The organism is Paraburkholderia sacchari, from assembly GCF_000785435.2.
GTDB classification, from domain to species: domain Bacteria; phylum Pseudomonadota; class Gammaproteobacteria; order Burkholderiales; family Burkholderiaceae; genus Paraburkholderia; species Paraburkholderia sacchari.
Window position 1 is genome coordinate 188099 of the sequence record NZ_JTDB02000004.1, and the last position, 19820, is coordinate 207918.

General features: G+C 62.8%; 19 protein-coding genes. 15 read left to right on the forward strand and 4 right to left on the reverse strand.

The genetic code is table 11. The annotated features are described in order from the left end of the window. The first annotated feature begins 110 nt into the window (after window positions 1-110). Both NH14_RS16405 and NH14_RS16410 read left to right on the forward strand, forming a co-directional pair. Window positions 111-1535 (forward strand): DUF2254 domain-containing protein, encoded by a 1425-nt coding sequence (locus tag NH14_RS16405; protein ID WP_084225334.1) that lies wholly within the window; start codon window positions 111-113, stop codon window positions 1533-1535. Between the two features lie 158 nt (window positions 1536-1693). After that, window positions 1694-3424, forward strand: coding sequence for a SulP family inorganic anion transporter (locus tag NH14_RS16410; protein WP_035525522.1), 1731 nt, complete (start codon window positions 1694-1696; stop codon window positions 3422-3424). 140 nt (window positions 3425-3564) lie between these two features. Here the strand turns inward: NH14_RS16410 and NH14_RS16415 are convergent, their stop codons facing one another. The 4 genes from NH14_RS16415 to NH14_RS16430 form a co-directional block, all read right to left on the reverse strand. Beyond that, the gene (locus tag NH14_RS16415; RefSeq protein ID WP_035525520.1) at window positions 3565-3834 is read right to left on the reverse strand and encodes a hypothetical protein; all 270 of its coding nucleotides are present in this window, start codon (window positions 3832-3834) and stop codon (window positions 3565-3567) included. Window positions 3835-3879: 45 nt separating this feature from the next. Continuing rightward, window positions 3880-5010 carry an aminomethyl transferase family protein gene (locus NH14_RS16420; RefSeq protein ID WP_035525519.1) on the reverse strand — a complete coding sequence of 377 codons (1131 nt, stop codon included), beginning with the start codon at window positions 5008-5010 and terminating at the stop codon, window positions 3880-3882. Between the two features lie 212 nt (window positions 5011-5222). After that, window positions 5223-6359 (reverse strand): porin, encoded by a 1137-nt coding sequence (locus NH14_RS16425; RefSeq protein ID WP_035525517.1) that lies wholly within the window; start codon window positions 6357-6359, stop codon window positions 5223-5225. A 136-nt stretch (window positions 6360-6495) separates the two neighbouring features. Then, window positions 6496-7617 carry an aminodeoxychorismate synthase component I gene (locus tag NH14_RS16430; protein WP_035525515.1) on the reverse strand — a complete coding sequence of 374 codons (1122 nt, stop codon included), beginning with the start codon at window positions 7615-7617 and terminating at the stop codon, window positions 6496-6498. 294 nt (window positions 7618-7911) lie between these two features. On the opposite strand from NH14_RS16430, the gene NH14_RS16435 reads away from it, so the two are divergent. The 13 genes from NH14_RS16435 (at window position 7912) to glnT (ending at window position 19781) form a co-directional block, all read left to right on the forward strand. Further along, the gene (locus NH14_RS16435; protein WP_035525512.1) at window positions 7912-8295 is read left to right on the forward strand and encodes a group II truncated hemoglobin; all 384 of its coding nucleotides are present in this window, start codon (window positions 7912-7914) and stop codon (window positions 8293-8295) included. Between the two features lie 190 nt (window positions 8296-8485). After that, complete coding sequence (locus NH14_RS16440) at window positions 8486-8812, forward strand: hypothetical protein (RefSeq protein WP_035525510.1); 327 nt, start codon at window positions 8486-8488, stop codon at window positions 8810-8812. Window positions 8813-8865: 53 nt separating this feature from the next. Next, entirely contained in the window at window positions 8866-9249 is a 384-nt protein-coding gene (locus NH14_RS16445; protein WP_035525508.1) for a hypothetical protein, read from the forward strand. Window positions 9250-9253: 4 nt separating this feature from the next. Next, window positions 9254-9394, forward strand: a complete 141-nt coding sequence (locus NH14_RS16450; protein ID WP_035525506.1) for a hypothetical protein — start codon at window positions 9254-9256, stop codon at window positions 9392-9394. A gap of 77 nt (window positions 9395-9471) precedes the next feature. Beyond that, a complete protein-coding gene (locus NH14_RS16455) occupies window positions 9472-10863 on the forward strand; it encodes an APC family permease (RefSeq protein WP_035525504.1) in 1392 nt (463 codons plus the stop codon). A gap of 88 nt (window positions 10864-10951) precedes the next feature. Then, window positions 10952-11695 (forward strand): hypothetical protein, encoded by a 744-nt coding sequence (locus NH14_RS16460; protein ID WP_052148003.1) that lies wholly within the window; start codon window positions 10952-10954, stop codon window positions 11693-11695. After that, a complete protein-coding gene (locus NH14_RS16465) occupies window positions 11655-12032 on the forward strand; it encodes a hypothetical protein (RefSeq protein WP_237179652.1) in 378 nt (125 codons plus the stop codon). Before NH14_RS16460 ends, NH14_RS16465 begins: the two co-directional genes overlap by 41 nt. A 187-nt stretch (window positions 12033-12219) precedes the next feature. Beyond that, window positions 12220-13080 carry a formyltetrahydrofolate deformylase gene (purU, locus tag NH14_RS16470; protein WP_035525502.1) on the forward strand — a complete coding sequence of 287 codons (861 nt, stop codon included), beginning with the start codon at window positions 12220-12222 and terminating at the stop codon, window positions 13078-13080. Between the two features lie 71 nt (window positions 13081-13151). Then, window positions 13152-14393, forward strand: coding sequence for an FAD-dependent oxidoreductase (locus tag NH14_RS16475; protein ID WP_035525500.1), 1242 nt, complete (start codon window positions 13152-13154; stop codon window positions 14391-14393). Between the two features lie 15 nt (window positions 14394-14408). Further along, window positions 14409-14666, forward strand: coding sequence for a sarcosine oxidase subunit delta (locus tag NH14_RS16480; protein WP_035525499.1), 258 nt, complete (start codon window positions 14409-14411; stop codon window positions 14664-14666). After that, window positions 14667-17630 carry a glycine cleavage T C-terminal barrel domain-containing protein gene (locus NH14_RS16485; RefSeq protein ID WP_035525496.1) on the forward strand — a complete coding sequence of 988 codons (2964 nt, stop codon included), beginning with the start codon at window positions 14667-14669 and terminating at the stop codon, window positions 17628-17630. Then, on the forward strand, window positions 17627-18340 hold the full coding sequence (locus tag NH14_RS16490; RefSeq protein WP_052147985.1) for a hypothetical protein: 714 nt from the start codon (window positions 17627-17629) through the stop codon (window positions 18338-18340). The genes NH14_RS16485 and NH14_RS16490 overlap by 4 nt, the downstream gene beginning before the upstream one ends. 112 nt (window positions 18341-18452) lie before the next feature. Then, window positions 18453-19781 (forward strand): type III glutamate--ammonia ligase, encoded by a 1329-nt coding sequence (gene glnT / locus NH14_RS16495; RefSeq protein WP_035525495.1) that lies wholly within the window; start codon window positions 18453-18455, stop codon window positions 19779-19781. The last annotated feature ends 39 nt before the right edge of the window (window positions 19782-19820 follow it).

Below are 19820 nucleotides of genomic sequence, written 5' to 3' on the forward strand. Positions count from 1 at the left end.
ATCTCCGCATGCTCAGGCGGTCGCGGCGGCGTTGACATGCATCAATCGGCGAACGGGCATGGGCGAGTCTAGTTCCAGATAGCGGCCGTACCTGGACGAAGGGGGATGAAATGGCCTGGAATCGCCGATACAGCCTGATCAGCCATGTGCGCTCGTCGCTGTGGATCGTACCGCTCTTCGCGGTGATGTCCGCCATGATTCTCAAACGAGTCGCTGTTGCCGTCGGCGACTGGCTCATCAACACGCATGGCTATGACATTGAGAACGGGTTCCTCTCCGTGAGCGCGGATGAGGCACACGCCATACTCGACCGCATCTTCACGCTCAACCTGTCGTGCCTCGTATTTACGTTTAGCTCATTGCTCGTCGCGATCCAGATCGCTGGGGGGCAATACACGCCGCGCATCATCGCGACAACCCTGCTCCGGAACAACGTCATCCGCTGGGTGGTGGGGCTGTTCGTCTTCTCAATGCTCTGGACCCACAGGACGATGACCGAGCTCGGGCAGGGCACGCTGATACCGCAATTGCAGGTCGCCCTTGCCACCGCGATCGGGCTCGCATCGCTCGTGGCGTTCATTCTGCTGATCGACTATTCGGCGCGACTCCTGAGGCCGGTGAGTCTTGTGGGCCGTGTCGCCGAGCTGGGATTCACCGTCATCCGCAATGTGTACCCCGATAAGTTGTCTGAGCAGGGAGACGCCGCCCTGTCGGACGATGCCGCGGCGGCGGAAGTGGACAGTGCACGAATGAGACGTGAGCCAGCGAACCGCGTCGATTGCCTGCACGGCAGGTCCGGCGTCGTGCTGGCCGTCAATCTGCCGGGCCTTGTGCGCGAGGCGCAGCGCGCGGATTGTTTTATTGAATTCGCGGTTCAGGTGGGCGATTTCGTTGCAACCGATGAACCGCTTTTCTATCTGTATGGCAATTCCTGGAAGCTGGACGGCCGTCGGCTGGAAAACCTCGTCGCATTCGGCTCTGAACGGACGATGGAGCAGGATCCCATGTTCGCGTTCCGCATCGAAGTGGATATCGCGCTGAAAGCGCTTTCACCGGCCATCAACGATCCGACGACAGCAGTCCTGGCAATCGATCAATTGCACAGGCTGCTTGGAATGGTCGGAAAGCGCTCGCTGGCCAACCGGGAAATCTACGACGAAAGCGGGCAACCCCGTGTGGCCTTTTACACGCCTGATTGGGAAGACTATGTTCATATGTGCTTCAGGGAAATCCGGATGGCGGGAGCCGGAAGCATCCAGATCGGCCGACGCCTTCGGGCCATGATCGATAACTTGACGATGACGTTGCCTGCATCACATCACGCCGCTTTGCGCTGCGAACGGGACCTCCTTGATGCAGCGATTGAACGGGAGCAAATTCTGGCGGAGGACGCGATCCTGGCGCGTATCGGCGACACGCAGGGGCTGGGCGGCTCATCCGTCGCGTCCAGCGCAAGGAACCGGCCTCGACTCATTGTCAACATGCACCCTGACCACAAGTCAGAATCGGGAGCCACCACGCATGCGAGGCGATAAAGAGCAGGCTGCCTTGCGGCAGGCAACTGACCTGCATCAATCTTGAGGTTCGGCGCATGATTATCGTGGATCAATGATGGCCGGTTACATGGGAGCGGGGCAAACCTTCGACGACACGATCGGCGAATTCCGGTTGAACGGCCTGGGAGGAGAACGCGATGAATAAAGAGTATGTTCCCGCCGGGAGTGCTGACGCGACTTCCCCTGCCAGAGGCTGGCGCGCGATACTCGTGCCGGCGCAATGGTTGCCCGGTTATCGGTTGGCGTGGCTTTCATCCGATCTCGTCGCCGGGGTCACACTAGCTGCGTATGGAATACCCGTGTCGCTTGCCTATGCGACGCTCGCCGGTTTGCCGCCCCAATACGGCATTTACTGCTACCTGGTCGGCGGCATCTTCTACGCCTTGTTCGGCACCTCCCGCCAACTGGCTATTGGACCGACTTCGGCAATTTCGATGCTCGTTGGCGTGACGGTCGTGGACATGGCAGGCGGCGACCCTGGACGGTTCGCCTCCATTGCCGCATTGACAGCAGTCCTTATCGCGATCATGTGCCTGATCGGCTGGATTCTGCGGCTAAGCGCGCTCGTCAACTTCATCAGCGAGACCATATTGCTGGGCTTCAAGGCGGGCGCTGCGCTGACCATTGCGCTAACCCAGTTGCCGAAGCTTTTCGGGGTCAAGGGGGGCGGGGAGCAGTTCTTCGAACGCGTTTCGATTTTGATCGGACAGCTTCCAGACACCCAGCTCGTTGTGCTCGCCTTCGGGATCGGCGCGCTTGCCCTGTTGATTCTCGGCGAAAAGTTTTTGCCGGGACGTCCAGTCGCGCTATTCGTGGTCGCGCTATCCATTGTTCTGCTTTCAGTGACGCCGTTGGGCGCGATGGGATTCAAGGTCGTCGGCGCATTGCCGCGCGGTCTGCCGGTTTTTCACCTGCCCTCGCTGCGCATTCGGGACGTGGACGGCATTGTTCCGTTGGCGTTTGCCTGCCTGCTGTTGTCGTATGTGGAAAGCGTGTCGGCGGCTCGCGCCATTGCCCAGAAAAACGGCTACGAAATCGATCCGCGCCAGGAACTGCTGGGACTCGGCGCTGCAAACCTCGCCGCCGGTCTCTTCCAGGGGTATCCCGTTGCGGGTGGCTTGTCCCAGTCGTCGGTCAACGACAAGGCTGGCGCCAAGACTCCGCTCGCGCTGGTATTCGCTTCGATCGCCATCGGTCTATGCCTGATGTTCCTCACAGGCCTGCTGACCAACCTGCCCAACGTCGTACTGGCAGCCATCGTGCTGGTGGCGGTCAAGGGTCTCATTGACATTCGCGAGTTGCGTCACGTTTGGCGAGTCAGCCGCCATGAGTTCATGGTGTCGATGGTCGCGTTCGTTGCAGTCCTGTTGCTGGGAATTCTCAAAGGGGTGATCTTTGCGGTGCTGGCGTCGATGCTTTTGTTGATCCGGCGCGCCGCACATCCGCATGTGGCGGTCCTTGGCCGCATTCCCGGCACGCACCGCTATTCGGATATCGAGCGCCATGCCGACAACGAACAAATTCCCGGCGTGCTGATGTTTCGCGTGGAGGCGTCGCTGCTTTACTTCAACGCCGACCACGTGCGCGCTGCGATTACGGCGAGCATCCTGGCCGCGACTTGCCCCGTGAAACTGGTGATACTGGACCTCTCGAATTCTCCCGCGGTGGACATCGCGGGCGCCAGGATGCTGGCGACTTTGCACACGGATCTTGTTGGCGCAGGCAGGCGCTTGCGTATCGTGGCCGCTCATGGCAGCGCGCGCGATATGTTGCGCGCCGAAGGGCTGGAGGAACTCGTTGGCGATATTAGCCGACGGGTCTCTGTGGACGACGTAATCGAGACGTACTTGCACGAAAATTCTGATTGACCATGCAGCGGTCGCCGCGGCAGGGCAGGCCGGTCCCGACTTGCTCTTCGGCGCCAATGTGCTGGCGCGCTTCATCGCGTTACGCAGGAAGATTGCGCCTGACGCCTGAGATCGGCTCTCGTCCGCGCGTTTTCAGCCGCTCATCGCACCCTGCGTTCGCGGCTGCGCTTCAGCGCCTGCTGCGCAATGGCCGCCATTTCGCCGTCGCTGAGGGTGCTCGCGATGGCGCACGCGTAGGCATGATGCTGCTGCGTCATGGGCACGCACAAATCACGCGCATCCATATAGCGCAGCAAAGCGATCCGCTTGTGCCCGGCGGCAATGCTGTGCTCGTACAGTGACAGGGCGGCCTGCGGGTCGCGGCCCTGCGCGACCCGCTTGACGAGGACTCTCGTTTCGGTGCGGTTCATTGTTCACCGTATACGCGTTGGCAATGCCGGCCTGGCGGCCGGCAATCATCCCAACGCAGTGCGCTTCTTCTTCTCGGGGTCGTCGAAGGGTAGAGCGGCCGTCACGCCGCGCGCCTCGATGCTGCCCCTGACTTCCAGCGCAATACCGTCGCGTGCCTGGTCCACGTCCACGCGCGCGATGGCGAGCGAGCGCTTCGTGAGCCGCGAGTACATCCCGCAGGTAATGACGCCAACCTGGCGGCCGTTCTGCCACAACGTGTCGCCTGCAGCGGTGGCGCGCGATGCGCTGACATCGACGCCGTAGATCTTGAAGCGCTCTTTATTCGCGAGACGGAAATGCTCGCTGGCGCCGCAAAATTCCGTCTTGCCCGGCGACACCGTGAAGTCGAGGCCCAGCTCCCACAGCGTGTCGCCGGCTTTCTCGTCGCTGAACGCCCACGTTTCCGAATTATCGTAGGGATAGAACAGCAGATAGCTTTCCACGCGCAGCCAGTCGAGCGCCGCAAACGCGCAGGGAATGATGCCGAAGCCCTTGCCTTTCGAGAGGATCGTGTCCCAGATCAGCGGCGCATCCACGGCCTTGCAGAAAATTTCGTAGCCGCGCTCGCCCGTGTAGCCAGTGCGCGAGATCGTGACAGGGCGGCCGAAAAGGCGCGTCTGTATGTGGTGGAAGTAGGGCAGCTCCCGTATGCCGGGAACGTGCTCGGCAAGGAAGTCCACAGCGGCCGGCCCTTGCAGCGAAAGGTCGTGCAGATCGTCGTCGAACAGCACAGCAACCTGACGGCCCAGGGCGGAGCGCACGAGCCGCTCGTAGCCGGTGCCCGCGCCATGCACGACCATGAAGGCGTTCGGGCCGGTGCGGTAGACGATACAGTCGTCGATGAACTTGCCGTCTTCGTTGAGGATGGACGCGTAGGCCGATTTTCCCGGGTAGAGCTTGCTGATATCGCGCGTGGTCGCCCAGTTCAGCAAACTCTCGGCGTGCGGGCCGACGTAATGCACTTTCTTCAGGCCCGAGACATCCATGAGGCCCGCCTTGGTGCGGATAGCTTCGTGATGGTCTGCGAGATCCGCCGCATAGCTCCATGCCATGCCCATGCCGTTCCAGTCTTCCAGGTTGGAACCCAGCGCGCGATGACGGTCCGCGAGTGCCGAAATACGCCATGAATTTGCCATGGATAACGCTCCGTAAAGTGGCGATGAGGAATTGGCGAACCGCGCAGCGCCGGCGCTCCTCGATACTGCCGGCGCACGCAGTTTCCTTAACCTGCATTTTTGACGAATGCAGTTAGCGCCGCTATCCAGAAGAGGGGGTATGCCCAACGTGGTAGCGGCTGGCATCACACGCACAGTGCCTGGTAATGCTTTACATATCCTTCAGGAATGCATTAGAAACGATGCAGAAAGCCGATGCGGACCACGGTCTGATTCTCGCTCGACGAGAGGTCTGCCGCGCCGATAATGTGTGCCCCATCGAGGTCGGTGCCCGTCTTGCCGTTCGTGTGCTGATATGCGCCTTGCGCGTAGACCGAGGTCCGCTTGCTGAGCGAATAGTTCAGCGCCAGTGCGACCTGGTGCCAGTTCGGGCTCGATGAGCCTGTCGTCTCCTTGAAGTTGCCGTGCGTGAAGGTGTAGGCGGCGGCGACGGAGAGCGCGGGATCGATGAAGTACTGGCCGTTGATTTCGACGTTGTCGAACTTCCACGACGACCACGCTTGCGTGCCGATGTCTGGAGCATAGGCATTGCCGGTTGGGTCATAGACGTCGACGTGCGAGTAAGCAAGGCCGACATTCGAGCCGTCGCCGAAGGTCCATTTCACGCCCGCGCCGATATTCTGCTGGCGCGCGGCGGCAAATACGCCGTCGCCGCCCACCGCGCCGGTGCTGTTCAGATTGCCGTTGTTCTGACGCGTGTAGGCCACCGCGGCCGAGAAGGGCCCGGCGCCATAGGTGATCCCCGCGCTATAAGCGCGGTTGTTGGCGAAGTTGGTGGCGTTGCTGAAGCCATAAACGCCCTCGGCCTGAAACCCCGCGAATGTGGGGCTCACATATTTGACCGCGTTGTTGAAGCGGAAGTCCTGATCCGCGTTGTCGTTGTCGAACGGATGCGATGCGAGGTCGCCGATGGTGTTGCCCGCCGCTGTGAATGGGCTCCACATATCGACGATCGCGTCGTACTGGCGCCCGAACGTGAGCGCGCCATAGTTCGCGGAGCTGAGCCCGACGAACGCCTGGCGGCTAAAAAGCGTACCGTTCATGCTCAATGCGCCGTTGCTGGCATTGAAGCCGCTTTCGAGGGTGAAGATGGCGGAAAGGCCGCCGCCGAGATCCTCGGCGCCCTTGAGCCCGAAATTCGACGCATTGGCGTCGCCGCTGACCATTGCGAAAGCGCTATGGCCGCGTGCGTTCGACGTGTAGTTCAAACCGTCGTCGATCACGCCGTACAGCGTGACGCTGCTCTGCGCATGCGCATGGCCGGCTACGAAAAGTGCCGCGATTGCGGCGCAAGGAAGGTGCTTGTTCATGAGCTAGCGTTGGCTCCTGATTTGACGGACGAGACAGGAAAGTTCGTACTGGTGCTGGAGTTTCGTCGGGCGCCCGGAACCCGTACAGAACTGCATTGATTGCTCGCCGGTGATGCGTACGACGGCGGCGAAACATTCACCATGAACCGATGATGCGGGACTTCCACTTGCATTCTTCCCACTCGCGCGCCGGGTCGGAATCCATGACGATGCCGCCGCCCACGCAGTACACGCCCTCGCCGCCGCGATCGAGAACGAGGGTGCGTATGGCGACGTTCATCGAGAACCGGCCATCTGGCGCGAGCCATCCGATGCTTCCGCAATAGACGCCTCGCGGCGCGTTTTCGAGGCGGCGGATGTGGCGCATCGCGGCGATCTTCGGTGCGCCCGTGACCGAGCCGCACGGAAAGAGCGCGCGCAGGATGTGTTCGAGATTCGGCTCGCCGATATCGGCGGTGATCGTCGAGGTGAGTGTCCAGACCGTTGCGTACCGTTCCAGCGCGAAGAGGTTCTCCACCGCGACCGAACCGGTGCGCGCAATGCGCCCGAGGTCGTTGCGCAGGAGATCGACGATCATGATGTTCTCGGCCTTGTCCTTCGTGCTTGCCTGCAATTGCGCAGCAAGGCGGTCGTCTCGCTCGGGATCGGCGTCGCGCGGCGCGGTGCCCTTCATCGGCCGCGTCGTGAGCTTGCCGCCGCTGTGCTGCAGGAACAGTTCCGGAGAAAACGAAAGAATCCGGCGATCGCCGTCTTCGATATACGCCGCATGCGCAGACGGATTCGCGCTGGCCAGACGCCGGTAAAGCGCCCCCGCGTCGCCGCGCATACTCACGTCGAGCGCAAACGTATAGTTGATCTGATAAACCTCGCCCGCGGCGATCAGGCTGCGGATCTCGGACACCTGCTCCATATAGCGCTGCTTACCAATGCGCGGCGTGATCGAGATGATCTCGCTTTGCGCATCGTTTGCGAGGGCTTCGCACGATGGCTCTTCATGCGCATTGTCGAAAACGAGCGCGGTCAGAGGCGCTCGCTGTGTGTATTCCTCGTCGTCGCGTTCATGCAGTGATGGCTCGAGCCAATAGCCCACCTCGTAGTCGGCGATCAAGGCAATCCAGTGTCCGCTCGCGCGAGCCGTGTCGATTTCCTGCATCGCATCCGCGAACTCGCGGCGATTCCGAGCCGTGATCCGCGAGTGCGGGCCGCGCATGACGAGCGCACGTCCAGCAACGAAATCGTCGAATCGGCAAGTATCCATGGACGATGGGAAGTTGAACCACGAATCAATGCGGCGAGCATCGACGACCAAAAGTGCGTCATCAATGATTCGTAGTAGGTATCCCCCAGGGGGTAGGGGCGATGGGCTCGAATACGCCGGAGCGCAAGGAGCGAACGCCGGCATGGCGGCAATGGGGTAGAGCGTTTATACCCCCTATGGGAGGCGCGGCAGCCGCGCTATGTTCCCTATGCTTTGCGCAGGCATCACCCGGTATCGGGACAATACGAATCCGAGGAAATTGTGGAGACAGGACATCGAGCGGCGGACCAACGCGTGCAGACAGTGCACGAGATGATAGGCGGCGAAACCGCGCTCGCGCGCCTTGTCGAGACGTTCTACGACATCATCGAAACCGATCCCGAAGGCGCGAGCATTCACGCGCTGCATTTGAAGGGCTTCGGTCTCGCCCACGTCAGGCAGGCGCAGTTCGAATTTCTCTCGGGTTTTTTCGGTGGCCCGCACTACTACCTCGAACGCATGGGGCACGCGAATCTGCGCACCATACATGCGCACATCGAGATCGGGCCGGCGGAGGTCGAGGCGTGGCTGGCGTGCATGCGCAAAGCCATTGGGCAACTCGGCTATGACGCTGACGTTGCGGCTACATTGATGCGGCATTTCACGCGATCCGCGCAAGCGCTGCGCAATACAGCGTAGCCCGCACCTCTTGACAAGGCACTGGCGTGCCGTCACCCAGGGTCTCTATCTACCTACAAAAACAGTATTGACACTCGGGCCTCCATCCACAATAAATACCACGGTGAAACTTTTTTGCTGATTGGGAAACACGGCCGAAACGGTCCAGGATTCCCCAATTGTTTCGCCATGACCGATGGAGGGATTGAGCATGAGTGACCGCTTGAGAAAGCGTATCGACAGCATGTTTGGCCGGGACCGTTTGATGGCCGGCATCGCATTGCTTGCGTTGTGGGTTGCGCTGGGCTTCGTCTACTTTGCGGTGAGCTTGTCTGCGGCTGATCCTGCGGTCCGGATTGCGCTGACGGTTGGGGCCACAGGCGTGGTCGTGTTCAATACCGCATCGGTGACGGCGATGGTGCGCCACTACAAGGAAGACAAGGACCATATCTACGGTCTGGACATTCACCATCTCGACGAGAACCGTCTGCGCAAGGCGGCGCTTCGCGACAGCGAGGAAGAAGAAGTGCTTGCCTGACCTTCCTGCCGCTGAACCATTCAACGCAATGCCGACTGAAGAGGAAACTCGACATGGCATCCGTATATGTTCCCCCTGTGCAGAAGGGCTTCGGGCAGCTGGTGGATAGCCTGTTTCTGCTCGTGCTCGTGTATTGCAGCCTGCTCGGGCCGCTGATGCTCAAGGCGCCGGACAAGCAGCCCGACCAGGCGCAGGCCGCGACCAGCCAGGTGTCGTGGCAGACGCTGGGCCAGAATCCCACCATGCAGGCGCAGTGGCAGAAACTCGGCTACAGCGCAGAGCAGGCGAAGCCCATCATCACCACGCGGTTCGACTACGTAGTGGAACCGGGCTCGCTGATCGTCACGGCGCTCGTGATCGTCGGCTATTTCGTATTCGTGCTGCGCGTGTCCGAGAAGCAGTATCGGCAGGTGATCGCGGAAAAATTTGGAGAGTGACGCCATGAACTTCTGGTCATTGCTGAGTCAGGCCGCATGGGCGCTCGCAATCCTGCTGTTTGCGTGGATTCTGGTCGATGCGCTGCGGGTCTCCCGCGAATACGACGACGATTTCCTGATGAGTTCAACCGAAGGCAGCGAATAGCCCTCGCGATAACCTCACGATAACCCTCGCGACGGATCCGCCTCAACCCGTCTGGATAGCCAATACAGGAGCGGCGCATGAGCGACGCAGCAACGGCAGGGCAGTCTGGAGAGCGCATCGCCCTCCTGAAAGTGCTGGGACCGATTCACGTGTGGGCGCTCGGCGTGGGCATCGTGCTCGTGGGCGAGTTCATGGGGTGGAACTTCTCGGTGGCCAAAGGCGGTGCATACGGGTCGCTGATCGCCTGCTGGATCATCGGGCTGCTCTACACCTGCGTCGCCATGATCGACTCGGAAGTGACCTCCACGGTCGCGGCGGCAGGCGGCCAGTATACGCAGGCGAAACACATCATCGGGCCGCTGATGGCGTTCAACGTGGGCCTCTATCTGGTGATGGCCTATACGATGCTGGAAGCGGCCGACGCGCTCGTGGTTGGCGACCTCATCAAGGCCGTGGCGGCGGATTCGGGTTATGCCATCGACTCGCGTCCATTCGCGCTCCTGACGATCGCCTTTCTCGCGTGGCTCAATTACCGCGGCGTGTTCGTCACGCTCACGGTCAATTTCGTGATCACGGCGATTGCCTTTCTTGCCATCGTCGTGCTGTTCTTCGGCGTGCAGCCGTGGAATCCGGGCCAGGTCCTGCTTCATCATCAGTTGCTGACGCAGTTGCCGTATGGCTGGCTCGGCGTGGTCGCCACGCTGCAGTTCGGCATGTGGTACTACCTGGGCATCGAAGGCACCTGCCAGGCCGCCGAAGAGGTGCGCTCGGCGGGACGCTCGATTCCGCTCGGAACGATGTGCGGCATGATCACGCTGCTGATTGCCGCCGCACTGACCTGGTATGTGGCCACCGGGCTCATGCCTTGGGAGTACCTCGGCCAGGCGGTGACGCCGCTCTACGACGCCGCGCGCCTCACCGGCAACAAGGGGCTGCAAACGCTGCTGTTCGTGGGCACACTGTTCTCGGCCATCGCGTCGGCCAACGGCTGTATCAACGACGCTTCGCGCGCCTGGTTTTCAATGTCGCGCGACCGCTATATGCCGATGTGGTTCGGCGCGGTGCATCCGCGCTATCGCACGCCGTACCGCGCGATCATCTTTCTGGTGCCGATTGCGATTTCGTTTGCGTTCACCGGCTTGCTCGATCAGGTCATTACGTTTTCCATCTTGTCCGGGCTGCTCGGCTATACGTTCATGTCGATCAACATCGTGAAGTTTCGCCGCAAATGGCCGCTTGGCAGCATCAATCGAGGCTACGTCCATCCGTTTCACCCGATACCGGCAATCGTGCTGGCCTGCCTGTGCTCCGCGACTTATTTCGCTACCTATCTCGGCTATGGCGCCTCGCTGCTCTCGATCATGGCGTTCTATATCGTCGCGTCGATCTGGTTCGCGCTGCATCGCTACAAATACGTCAAGCGCGGCGACCAGTTCACGATGAACTGGCCACGACCCAGGGACTATTGATGCGCGCGCATTGAATTCGACGCTAGCCATGGCGGCGGCGCGGGCGGTCATACCGCCCGCGCCGCATTCGTATAGGGAGGGTTCCGTCATGTCGATCACAGGCAGCGCTCCTTTCACGGCGTTTGCTGCGGTATTTGCCGCGTTATTTGTGGTGACGCTCGCCATCCACCATCGACGTGCGCGCGAATCGATCAGGATCCAACGCCGCAAGCTGTTCGATGGGTGTTTCGCGCTTTTCGACCACGTCACGCTGACGCAGGACGACGTCGCCTTTCCTGTGCTCACGGGCTCGTATCGCGGGCACAGCGTCCGGATCGAACCGATCGTGGATCAAGTCGTGTTCCGGCAGGTGCCGTCGCTCTGGCTGACCGTATCGGTGAGACAGAACTTGCCCGTCGCCGGAACGTTCGATCTGCTGGCGCGCAGGGCGAACGTCGAATTCTGGTCCCACGCCGGTGCATTGCCGTTGTGCGTCCCGCTACCGCGCGACTGGCCGGATCATACCTCGCTCAAGTCGGATCGTAAGGCATCCGAATTGCCGCTGCGCATACTCGATCCGCACGTGAGGACGCTATTCTCCGACCCGCGCTCGAAAGAGCTGGTCGTGATGCCGCGCGGCGTGCGCATCGTCTATCAGGTTCAGGCGGCGGACCGCAGCGAATACCTGGTGCTGCGCCGCGCGACGTTTCATGGCGCGCACGTGAGCGTTGCGCTGCTCGAGTCGCTGCTCGAGCGCGCGACGGCCGTATGCGCCGATCTGATGCAAGGAGATCCGATGCAAGGAGAGGAGCATGCAAGCGCACGAAATCGAAGCAGCGCAGAAACGTATTGATGAAGCGACTGGCGAAGCCGTCGAGAAAGCCTCAAAGCGGCCCCCGGAGCAGATCGTGCGCCGCCCCCTGCACCCGTGGGTCGTGCTGGCCGCCGCGGCGATATTGCCGGGCGCAGGGCAGGTTCTCAACCGCATGCCAAGGCGTGCGCTCATCATGGTGTTCTTCATGCTGTTGCTGGGCTTTCTGACGCTGCAACTCGCCGCGCCCGGGCGATCGTTCGTCGGCCGTCATGCGGGCGGCATCTTCGTCTATGCGATCGCGGTGCTAGACGCCTACGCGGTCTCGCGATATCGCCGGGAATACTTCATGCAGCGTCAACGCGCAGGCGGCATGTAAGCAGCGCGAAGCGGACCGGTCGCGTTTTGCTACCCCCAAGGAGGTAGTCCGAGGGGAGTGCTTTCTCAGCGAGCGATACCCCTGATTGGGTTCGTGGCAAGAAAAAAAGTTTATTGGCGTTGACAAGCGAAATTCCGCTGATTACTTTTAACCCACGTTCAATCCTGTCGAGAATCGGGTGCCCCTCATGTCAGAAACGCGCCGCTTTACCCTGACGTTGTCATGTCCCGACCGGATCGGCATTGTCGCTGCCGTCAGCGCGTTCATTGCCGAGCATCACGGTTTGATCATCGAGGCGACTCACCACGCCGACGAATTGGAAAAGCGCTTTTACATGCGCCACGAGATCGCGACCGACTCGCTGCCGGTCAGCCTGGAGACGTTTCGCGAGCGCTTCGCCCGCATCGGCCGCGAGTTCTCGATGGACTGGAAGGTGACCGATCATTCGCAGAAAAAGCGCGTGGTGATCCTCGTTTCGAAGCTCGAGCACTGCCTTTACGACTTGCTTGCGCGCTGGAAGGCCGGCGAGCTCGACATCGAGATTCCGTGTGTGATCTCGAACCACGAAACGTGGCGCAGCTTCGTCGAATGGCATGGCATTCCGTTTCATTACGTGCCGGTCACGCCGGAGACCAAGCAGCAGGCCTACGACCAGGTGCAGCGCCTCTTCGAGGACGCGCGCGCCGACACCATGGTGCTCGCCCGCTACATGCAGGTGCTTTCGCCCAAGCTGTGCGCGGCGTACCCGGGCCGCATCATCAATATCCATCATTCTTTCCTGCCGAGCTTCGTTGGCGCGAAGCCGTATCACCAGGCGTATGCGCGCGGCGTGAAGCTCACTGGCGCAACCTGCCATTACGTGACGGAAGACCTCGACGAAGGCCCGATCATCGAGCAGGACGTGATTCGCGTGCGCCATTCGGACCGGCCCGACGACCTCGTGCGTCTTGGCCGCGACATCGAAAAAGCGGTGCTGGCCCGAGGCTTGCGTTACCACCTCGAAGACCGCGTGCTGATACACGGCAACAAGACGATCGTTCTGCGCTAAAAGCAGCCCTGCTGTCCAACCCGGTTTGCCCGCGCGCCGCTGTGCGCGCGGACGAGAACAAGGAGTGAGCCATGCCGTGGCGTCTCGTGCGTTTTGCCATGTCGAAGAAGCACCCTGAGCCGCGGATGTTCACCCGGCATGACACTTTGCGCAGTTCTTATGACGTTGTGATCATCGGTGCGGGTGGTCACGGGCTCGCGAGCGCCTACTACCTCGCCCGCGAGCACGGCATCAAGAACGTGGCGGTGCTGGAGAAGGGCTATATCGGCGGCGGCAACACGGGCCGCAACACCACGATCATCCGCTCGAACTACCTGACGCCCGAGGGCGTGAAGTTCTACGATCAGTCGGTCAAGCTGTGGGAGGACCTCTCGCAGGACTTCGACCTGAACCTGTTTTATTCGACGCGCGGCCACTACACGCTCGCCCATACCGATTCGGCCATGCGCACGATGCGCTGGCGCGCGGAGGTGAACAAGCACTTCGGCGTGGACTCGGAGGTGGTCGGCCCGAAGGAAGTCAAGCAGGCCGCGCCGATGATCGATCTCTCGTGCGGCGGCGTGGCGCCCATTCTGGGCGCGCTGTATCACGCGCCGGGATCGGTCGCGCGCCACGACGCCGTGGCATGGGGCTACGGGCGCGGCGCCGACCAGCGCGGCGTCGAGATTCATCAGCAAACCGAAGTGCTTGGCATCGACGTGGTGGGCGGCAAGGTGAAGGGCGTGAAAACCTCGCGCGGCTATATCTCGACCAACAAGGTGCTGTGCGCGGTGGCGGGCTCCACGCCGCGCATCACCGACATGGTCGGGCTGCGCACGCCCATCTTCATCCATCCGCTGCAGGCGATGGTGAGCGAACCGCTCAAGCCCTGGCTCAATCCGATCCTGGTTTCGGGGAGCCTGCACGTCTATATCAGCCAGTCGGCGCGTGGCGAGCTCGTGATGGGTGCATCGCTCGACCCGTACGAGCTGCATGCCACGCGCTCGACCCTCGATTTCGTGGAGGGGCTCACGGCGCACATGCTCGAGATGTTCCCGTTCCTCTCGACCGCGAAGGTCATGCGCCAGTGGGCAGGCATGGCGGACATGACGCCGGACTTCGCGCCCATCATGGGCAAGACGCCGGTGGAGGGCTTCTATCTGGACTCCGGCTGGGGCACGTGGGGCTTCAAGGCCACGCCGGTGTGCGGCAAGACCATGTCGTACACCGTTGCGAACGATACGAACCATGAGCTGATCAACGGTTTCACGCTCGATCGCTTCCGCCGCTATGCGCTCACGGGCGAGAAGGGCGCGGCCTCGGTCGGACACTGAGCGGAGAACACGACGATGAAGATCATGACCTGTCCTGTGAACGGTGCGCGGCCCGTTTCGGAGTTCGTCTACTGGGGCGAATTGCGCCCGATGCCGGACCCCGCGAAAGCCAGCGACGACGAATGGGCCGACTACGTGTACTGCCGCAACGGCGCCGCAGGCGTGAAGAAGGAGTGGTGGTGCCATACCCCGAGCAACACCTGGTTTATCGCCGAGCGTGACACCGCGAAGGATCGTGTCATCCGCACGTATCTGAACGACGAGGAGGCGTAAATGCGTCTGGCACCGCATGCAGGCGAATGGATCGATCGCAGCCAGCAGATCGAATTCGGCTTCGAAGGGCAGCGTTACACGGGCTTTGCAGGCGACACGATCACGAGCGCCCTGTGGGCGTCGGAGGTCTCGGTGCTCGGGCGCAGCTTCAAGTATCACCGCCCGCGCGGCGTGCTCTCGCTCGCGAACCACGATGTGAACGCGATGTTTCAGGACGGCGCGCGCCTGAACGTGCGCGCCGACGTGACCGAGTTGATCGCCGGTGCGAACTGGCACGCGGTCAACACTGCGGGTGGCGTGGCCGCCGACCGTGGCCGCTGGATGGGCAAGCTCGCGCCGTTCCTGCCGGTTGGTTTCTATTACAAGGCGTTCTACAGCAAGCGCTGGTTTCCGCGCTGGGAGCGCATGTTCCGCAAGATGGCCGGGCTTGGCGTGGTCGATCTCAACGCGCAGCATGTGCGCACGCCCAAGCGCTACGGGTTCTGCGACGTGCTCGTGATCGGCGCGGGGCCGTCGGGTCTCTCGGCGGCGCTGGAGGCGGCGCAGCAGGGCGCGGACGTGGTGATCGTCGACGAGAATGCGCGTTCGGGCGGCAGCGGCACGTATCAGGCGGGCGGCGACATGGAACGTCTGGAAGCCGTGCGTGCGCTCGAAGCCAAGGTTCGTGCGCATCCGCGCGTACGCATGTTCAATCGCACGCTGGCCGCGGCTTACTATGCGGACCACTGGGTCCCGCTCGTCGAGCCCGATCGCATCACCAAGATGCGCGCGAAGGCGGTCGTGGTGGCCAGCGGCGCGTTCGAGCAGCCCGCCGTGTTCCGCAATAACGACTTGCCGGGCGTGATGCTCGCCTCGGCGGCCCAGCGGCTCGCGTGGCGCTATGGCGTGGCGCCGGGGCAGCGCGCGGTGGTGCTGGGCGCGAACGCCGACGCCTATCGCGCGGCGCTCGACATGCTGGAGCGCGGCATCAAGGTGAAGGCGCTGATCGACCTGCGCGAGACGCATCGCTTTGGCGTGCTCGCCCGCGAGCTGGAGGCGCGCGGTGTCGAAGTGCTGGGGGCGAGCTGCGTGATCGAGGCCGTGCCGAACACAGACGGCAACCGGCTTGCGGCGGTGCGCGTGGGCCCTACGCCGCCTGAGGGTATGAGCGTTTCGCACGAGCACACCCGGCAGATCGAATGCGACACGCTGCTGATGAGCGTTGGCTGGGCGCCGGCCGCGAACCTGCTGTACCAGGCAGGCACGGCAATGCGCTACGACACCGCTGTCGAGCAGTTCGTGCCCGATCGGCTGCCCGAAGGCGTGTACGCGTGCGGCCGCGTGAATGGCGTGTACACGTTCGAAAGCAAGCTGCAGGACGGTCGCCGCGCCGGCGCGCTTGCAGCCGCGCATGTCGGCTTGCTGGGCGGCGCGCCCGACTCGCGCAGCACACCGATCGCGCGCGAGCCCGAATCGCCTTCGCACGCATGGCCGATCGTCCCGCATCCGGCGGGCAAGAACTTCATCGACTTCGACGAAGACCTGCAACTGAAGGATTTCGAAAACGCCGTGCAGGAAGGCTTCGACAACATCGAGCTGCTCAAGCGCTTTTCGACCAACGGCATGGGCCCGAGCCAGGGCAAGCACTCGAACATGAATGGCCTGCGCGTTCTCGCGCGGCTAACCGGCAAGGCGCCGCAGGAAGTGGGCACGACTACGGCGCGGCCGTTCTTTCATCCGGTGCCGATGGCGCTGCTCGCCGGGCGCGGCTTCAATCCCGAGCGCCGCACGCCGATGCACGCGCAGCACGAGCGTCTGGGTGCGAAGTGGATGCCGGCGGGTGTCTGGCAGCGGCCCGAGTATTACGCGGTGGCGGGCAAGGACCGCGCGCGCTGCATCCAGGAAGAGGTGCAGGCGGTGCGTACCGGCGTGGGCATGATCGACGTGGGGACGCTCGGCAAGCTCGAAGCGCGCGGGCCGCAAGCCGCGCAGTTCCTCGAGCGCGTCTACGTGTCGAAATACGCGGGGCTCAAGTCCGGCATGACGCGCTATGCGCTCATGTGCGACGAAGCCGGCGTTGTGATCGACGACGGCGTGATCGCGCGCCTCTCCGACGATCACTTCTACTTCACGACCACAACCTCGGGAGCGGCGGCGATCTACCGCGAACTCTCGCGCCTGAACACGATCTGGGGGCTCGATTGCGGCATCGTCAACGTGACGGGCGCCTACGCGGCCATCAACCTCGCGGGTCCATACTCACGCGCCGTGCTTGCGAAGCTGGTCGACATTGATTTGTCGTCCGAAGCATTTCCCTATCTGGGCATTCGCGTGACGGGCATCGCGCTGGGCGCCAACCGCGTGCCGGCCAGGCTGATGCGGGTGGGCTTCGTCGGCGAATGGGGCTACGAGATTCACGTTCCCGCCGAATATGGTCCGGCGCTGTGGAGCGCGCTTTCCGAAGCGGGCAAGGAATTCGGCATCCGTCCGTTTGGCGTGGAGGCGCAGCGGCTCTTGCGGCTGGAAAAGGGTCACGTGATCGTGAGCCAGGACACCGACGGCCTGACGACGCCGCGCGACGCCGCCATGGAGTGGGCGGTCAAGATGGACAAGCCGTTCTTTGTCGGCCAGCGCAGCTTGCAGGCCATCGACAGCCACGCGCAGCAGCAGCGCCTCGTGGGCTTCGCGCTGGACGACGGGGTGAAGAACGACGCCTTGCGCGAGTGCCATCTCGCCATCGAAGGCAAGGAGATCGCGGGCCGCGTGACGAGCGTGTCGTGGAGCGAGACGCTGAAGAAGACGATCGGCCTTGCGTTCGTGCGGCCCGCGATGGCGAAACCGGGCACGCGTCTGCGCTTTCGCGTGAGCGACGGCACCCTGGTGTCCGCCACGGTGGTGCCCACGCCGTTCTACGATCCTGAAAACCTGCGCCAGAAAGACGCCGCACCCGCACACGCCGCCGCACCGAGGGAGGAGACCGCATGAGCGCATCGAACCTGGCAGGCGCAGCGAATGTCGCGCTGCGCACGAGCCCCACACGCGACGCACGTCACGCCGCCGAAGCGCGGTGGAGCACGATCGAGAACATGCAGATCGTCGAGCGCCACGGCGCGAACGACGAAGCGCGCGCACGCAATGCGGGCATTGCGGATGTCTCGCACCTGTCCCGCATGGGCTTCAAGGGCCAGGGCGTGGCCGCCTGGCTTGCGGAGCAGGGCCTGCCCGCGCTGCCCCAGCCCAACACGTGGGCGCCGCTCGCGAGCGGCGGGCTGATCGCGCGCCTGGGCCTCACCGAGTATCTGATCGAGGACGGCCTTAGCGGCCGCGCCTCGGCGAAGCTGGCCCATCGCGAGCCGGCGCTGCGGGTTTATCCGGTGCTGCGCCAGGACCTGGCGCTGGTGCTGTGCGGCGAGGCGATCGACGAGTTGCTGCTGCAGACCTGCAACGTCAACTTTCGCGCGCTGGACCTCGCAACCCGACCCGTCGTGCTGACTTCGATGGCGGGGGTTGCCGTCACCGTCCTGCCGGGCGAGCGGCTGGGCCGTCCGTACTACCGTCTGTGGGCCGACGGTACATACGGTGTGTACTTGTGGGAAACCCTTGCCGGCATCGCTGCCGAATTGGGCGGCGGGCCGGTCGGTCTCGCCGTGATCGACGAAATCGACCAGGCACCATCGCACCAGGCCAGCAACTGACTCGCATCAGGCCCGCATCAGGCTCAACTGGCACCCCGGGCGAAAGCATCTGGCGCAAAGAGGCGCCGGGCGTTTTCTCGACACCGCATCACGACGCTTGAGGACAATCGACATGACACCCGCAGAAGCCAAGCAGTTCCTTGCAGAGAACGACGTCAAGTACATACTCGCGCAATTCGTCGACATTCACGGCGTCGCGAAGACGAAGTCCGTGCCCGCAGCCCACCTCGACCTCATCCTGACCGATGGCGCGGGTTTCGCCGGCTTCGCGGTATGGGGCCTCGGCATCGATCCGCAAGGACCGGACTTCATGGCGGTGGGCGATCTCGACACGCTCGCGCTCATGCCGTGGCAGCCGGGCTACGCGCGCATTGCCTGCGATGGCTACGTGAAAAAGGAGCCGTGGCAGTTCGAGAGCCGCGTGACGCTGAAAAAGCAGGTCGCCCGACTGCAGGAGCACGGCTGGATCCTGAACACCGGACTCGAACCCGAGTTCTCGCTGCTGCGGCGCACCGACGACGGTCGCATCGTGCCGTGCGACGACTCCGATGCGCTGCCCAAGCCGTGCTACGACTACAAGGGGCTCTCGCGTTCGCGCGTATTCCTCGAGCGCCTGACCGAGTCGCTGATCAAGGCTGGCATCGACGTCTATCAGATCGACCATGAGGACGCCAACGGTCAGTTCGAAATCAACTATACGTACTCCGACTGTCTGAAATCGGCCGATTCATACGTATTCTTCAAGATGGCCGCTGCGGAGATCGCCAACGACCTCGGCCTGATTTGCTCGTTCATGCCCAAGCCGTTCTCGAACCGGCCAGGCAACGGCATGCATATGCACATGTCGATCTCGGACGGCGAGCGCAATCTCTTCGCCGACAAGCACGACGAGCGCGGGCTCGGGCTTTCGAAGCTCGCCTATCACTGGACGGCCGGTCTGCTCAAGCACGCGGCGGCACTCACGGCCATTTGCGCGCCCACCGTCAACTCGTACAAGCGTCTCGTGGTGGGCCGCTCGCTGACGGGCGCCACGTGGGCGCCGGCCTACGTGAGCTACGGCGACAACAACCGCTCATCGATGGTCCGCATTCCCGGTGGCCGCATCGAGTTGCGCCTGCCCGATGCCGCGTGCAACGCCTATCTCGCGACGGCCGCCGTGATCGCCGCCGGTCTGGACGGCGTGAACAACAAGCTCGAACCCGGCGAGCCGTGCAATCTGAACCTCTACGAGATGTCGCCGCAGGAGCTGCGCCAGCGTGAAATCAGCATCTTGCCGCAGAACCTCCAGGACGCGCTTCGCGAACTCGAACGCGACGAAGTCATGATGGAGGCGCTCGGCCCGGCGGGCAACGAGTTCCTCCGCCTCAAGCACATGGAGTGGATCGAGTACATGCGCCATGTGTCGGACTGGGAACAGAAGACCTACCTCGAATTTTTCTGAGCTGGCGTCGCTGCGCCAGCCGTCCCATGAAACGCAGAA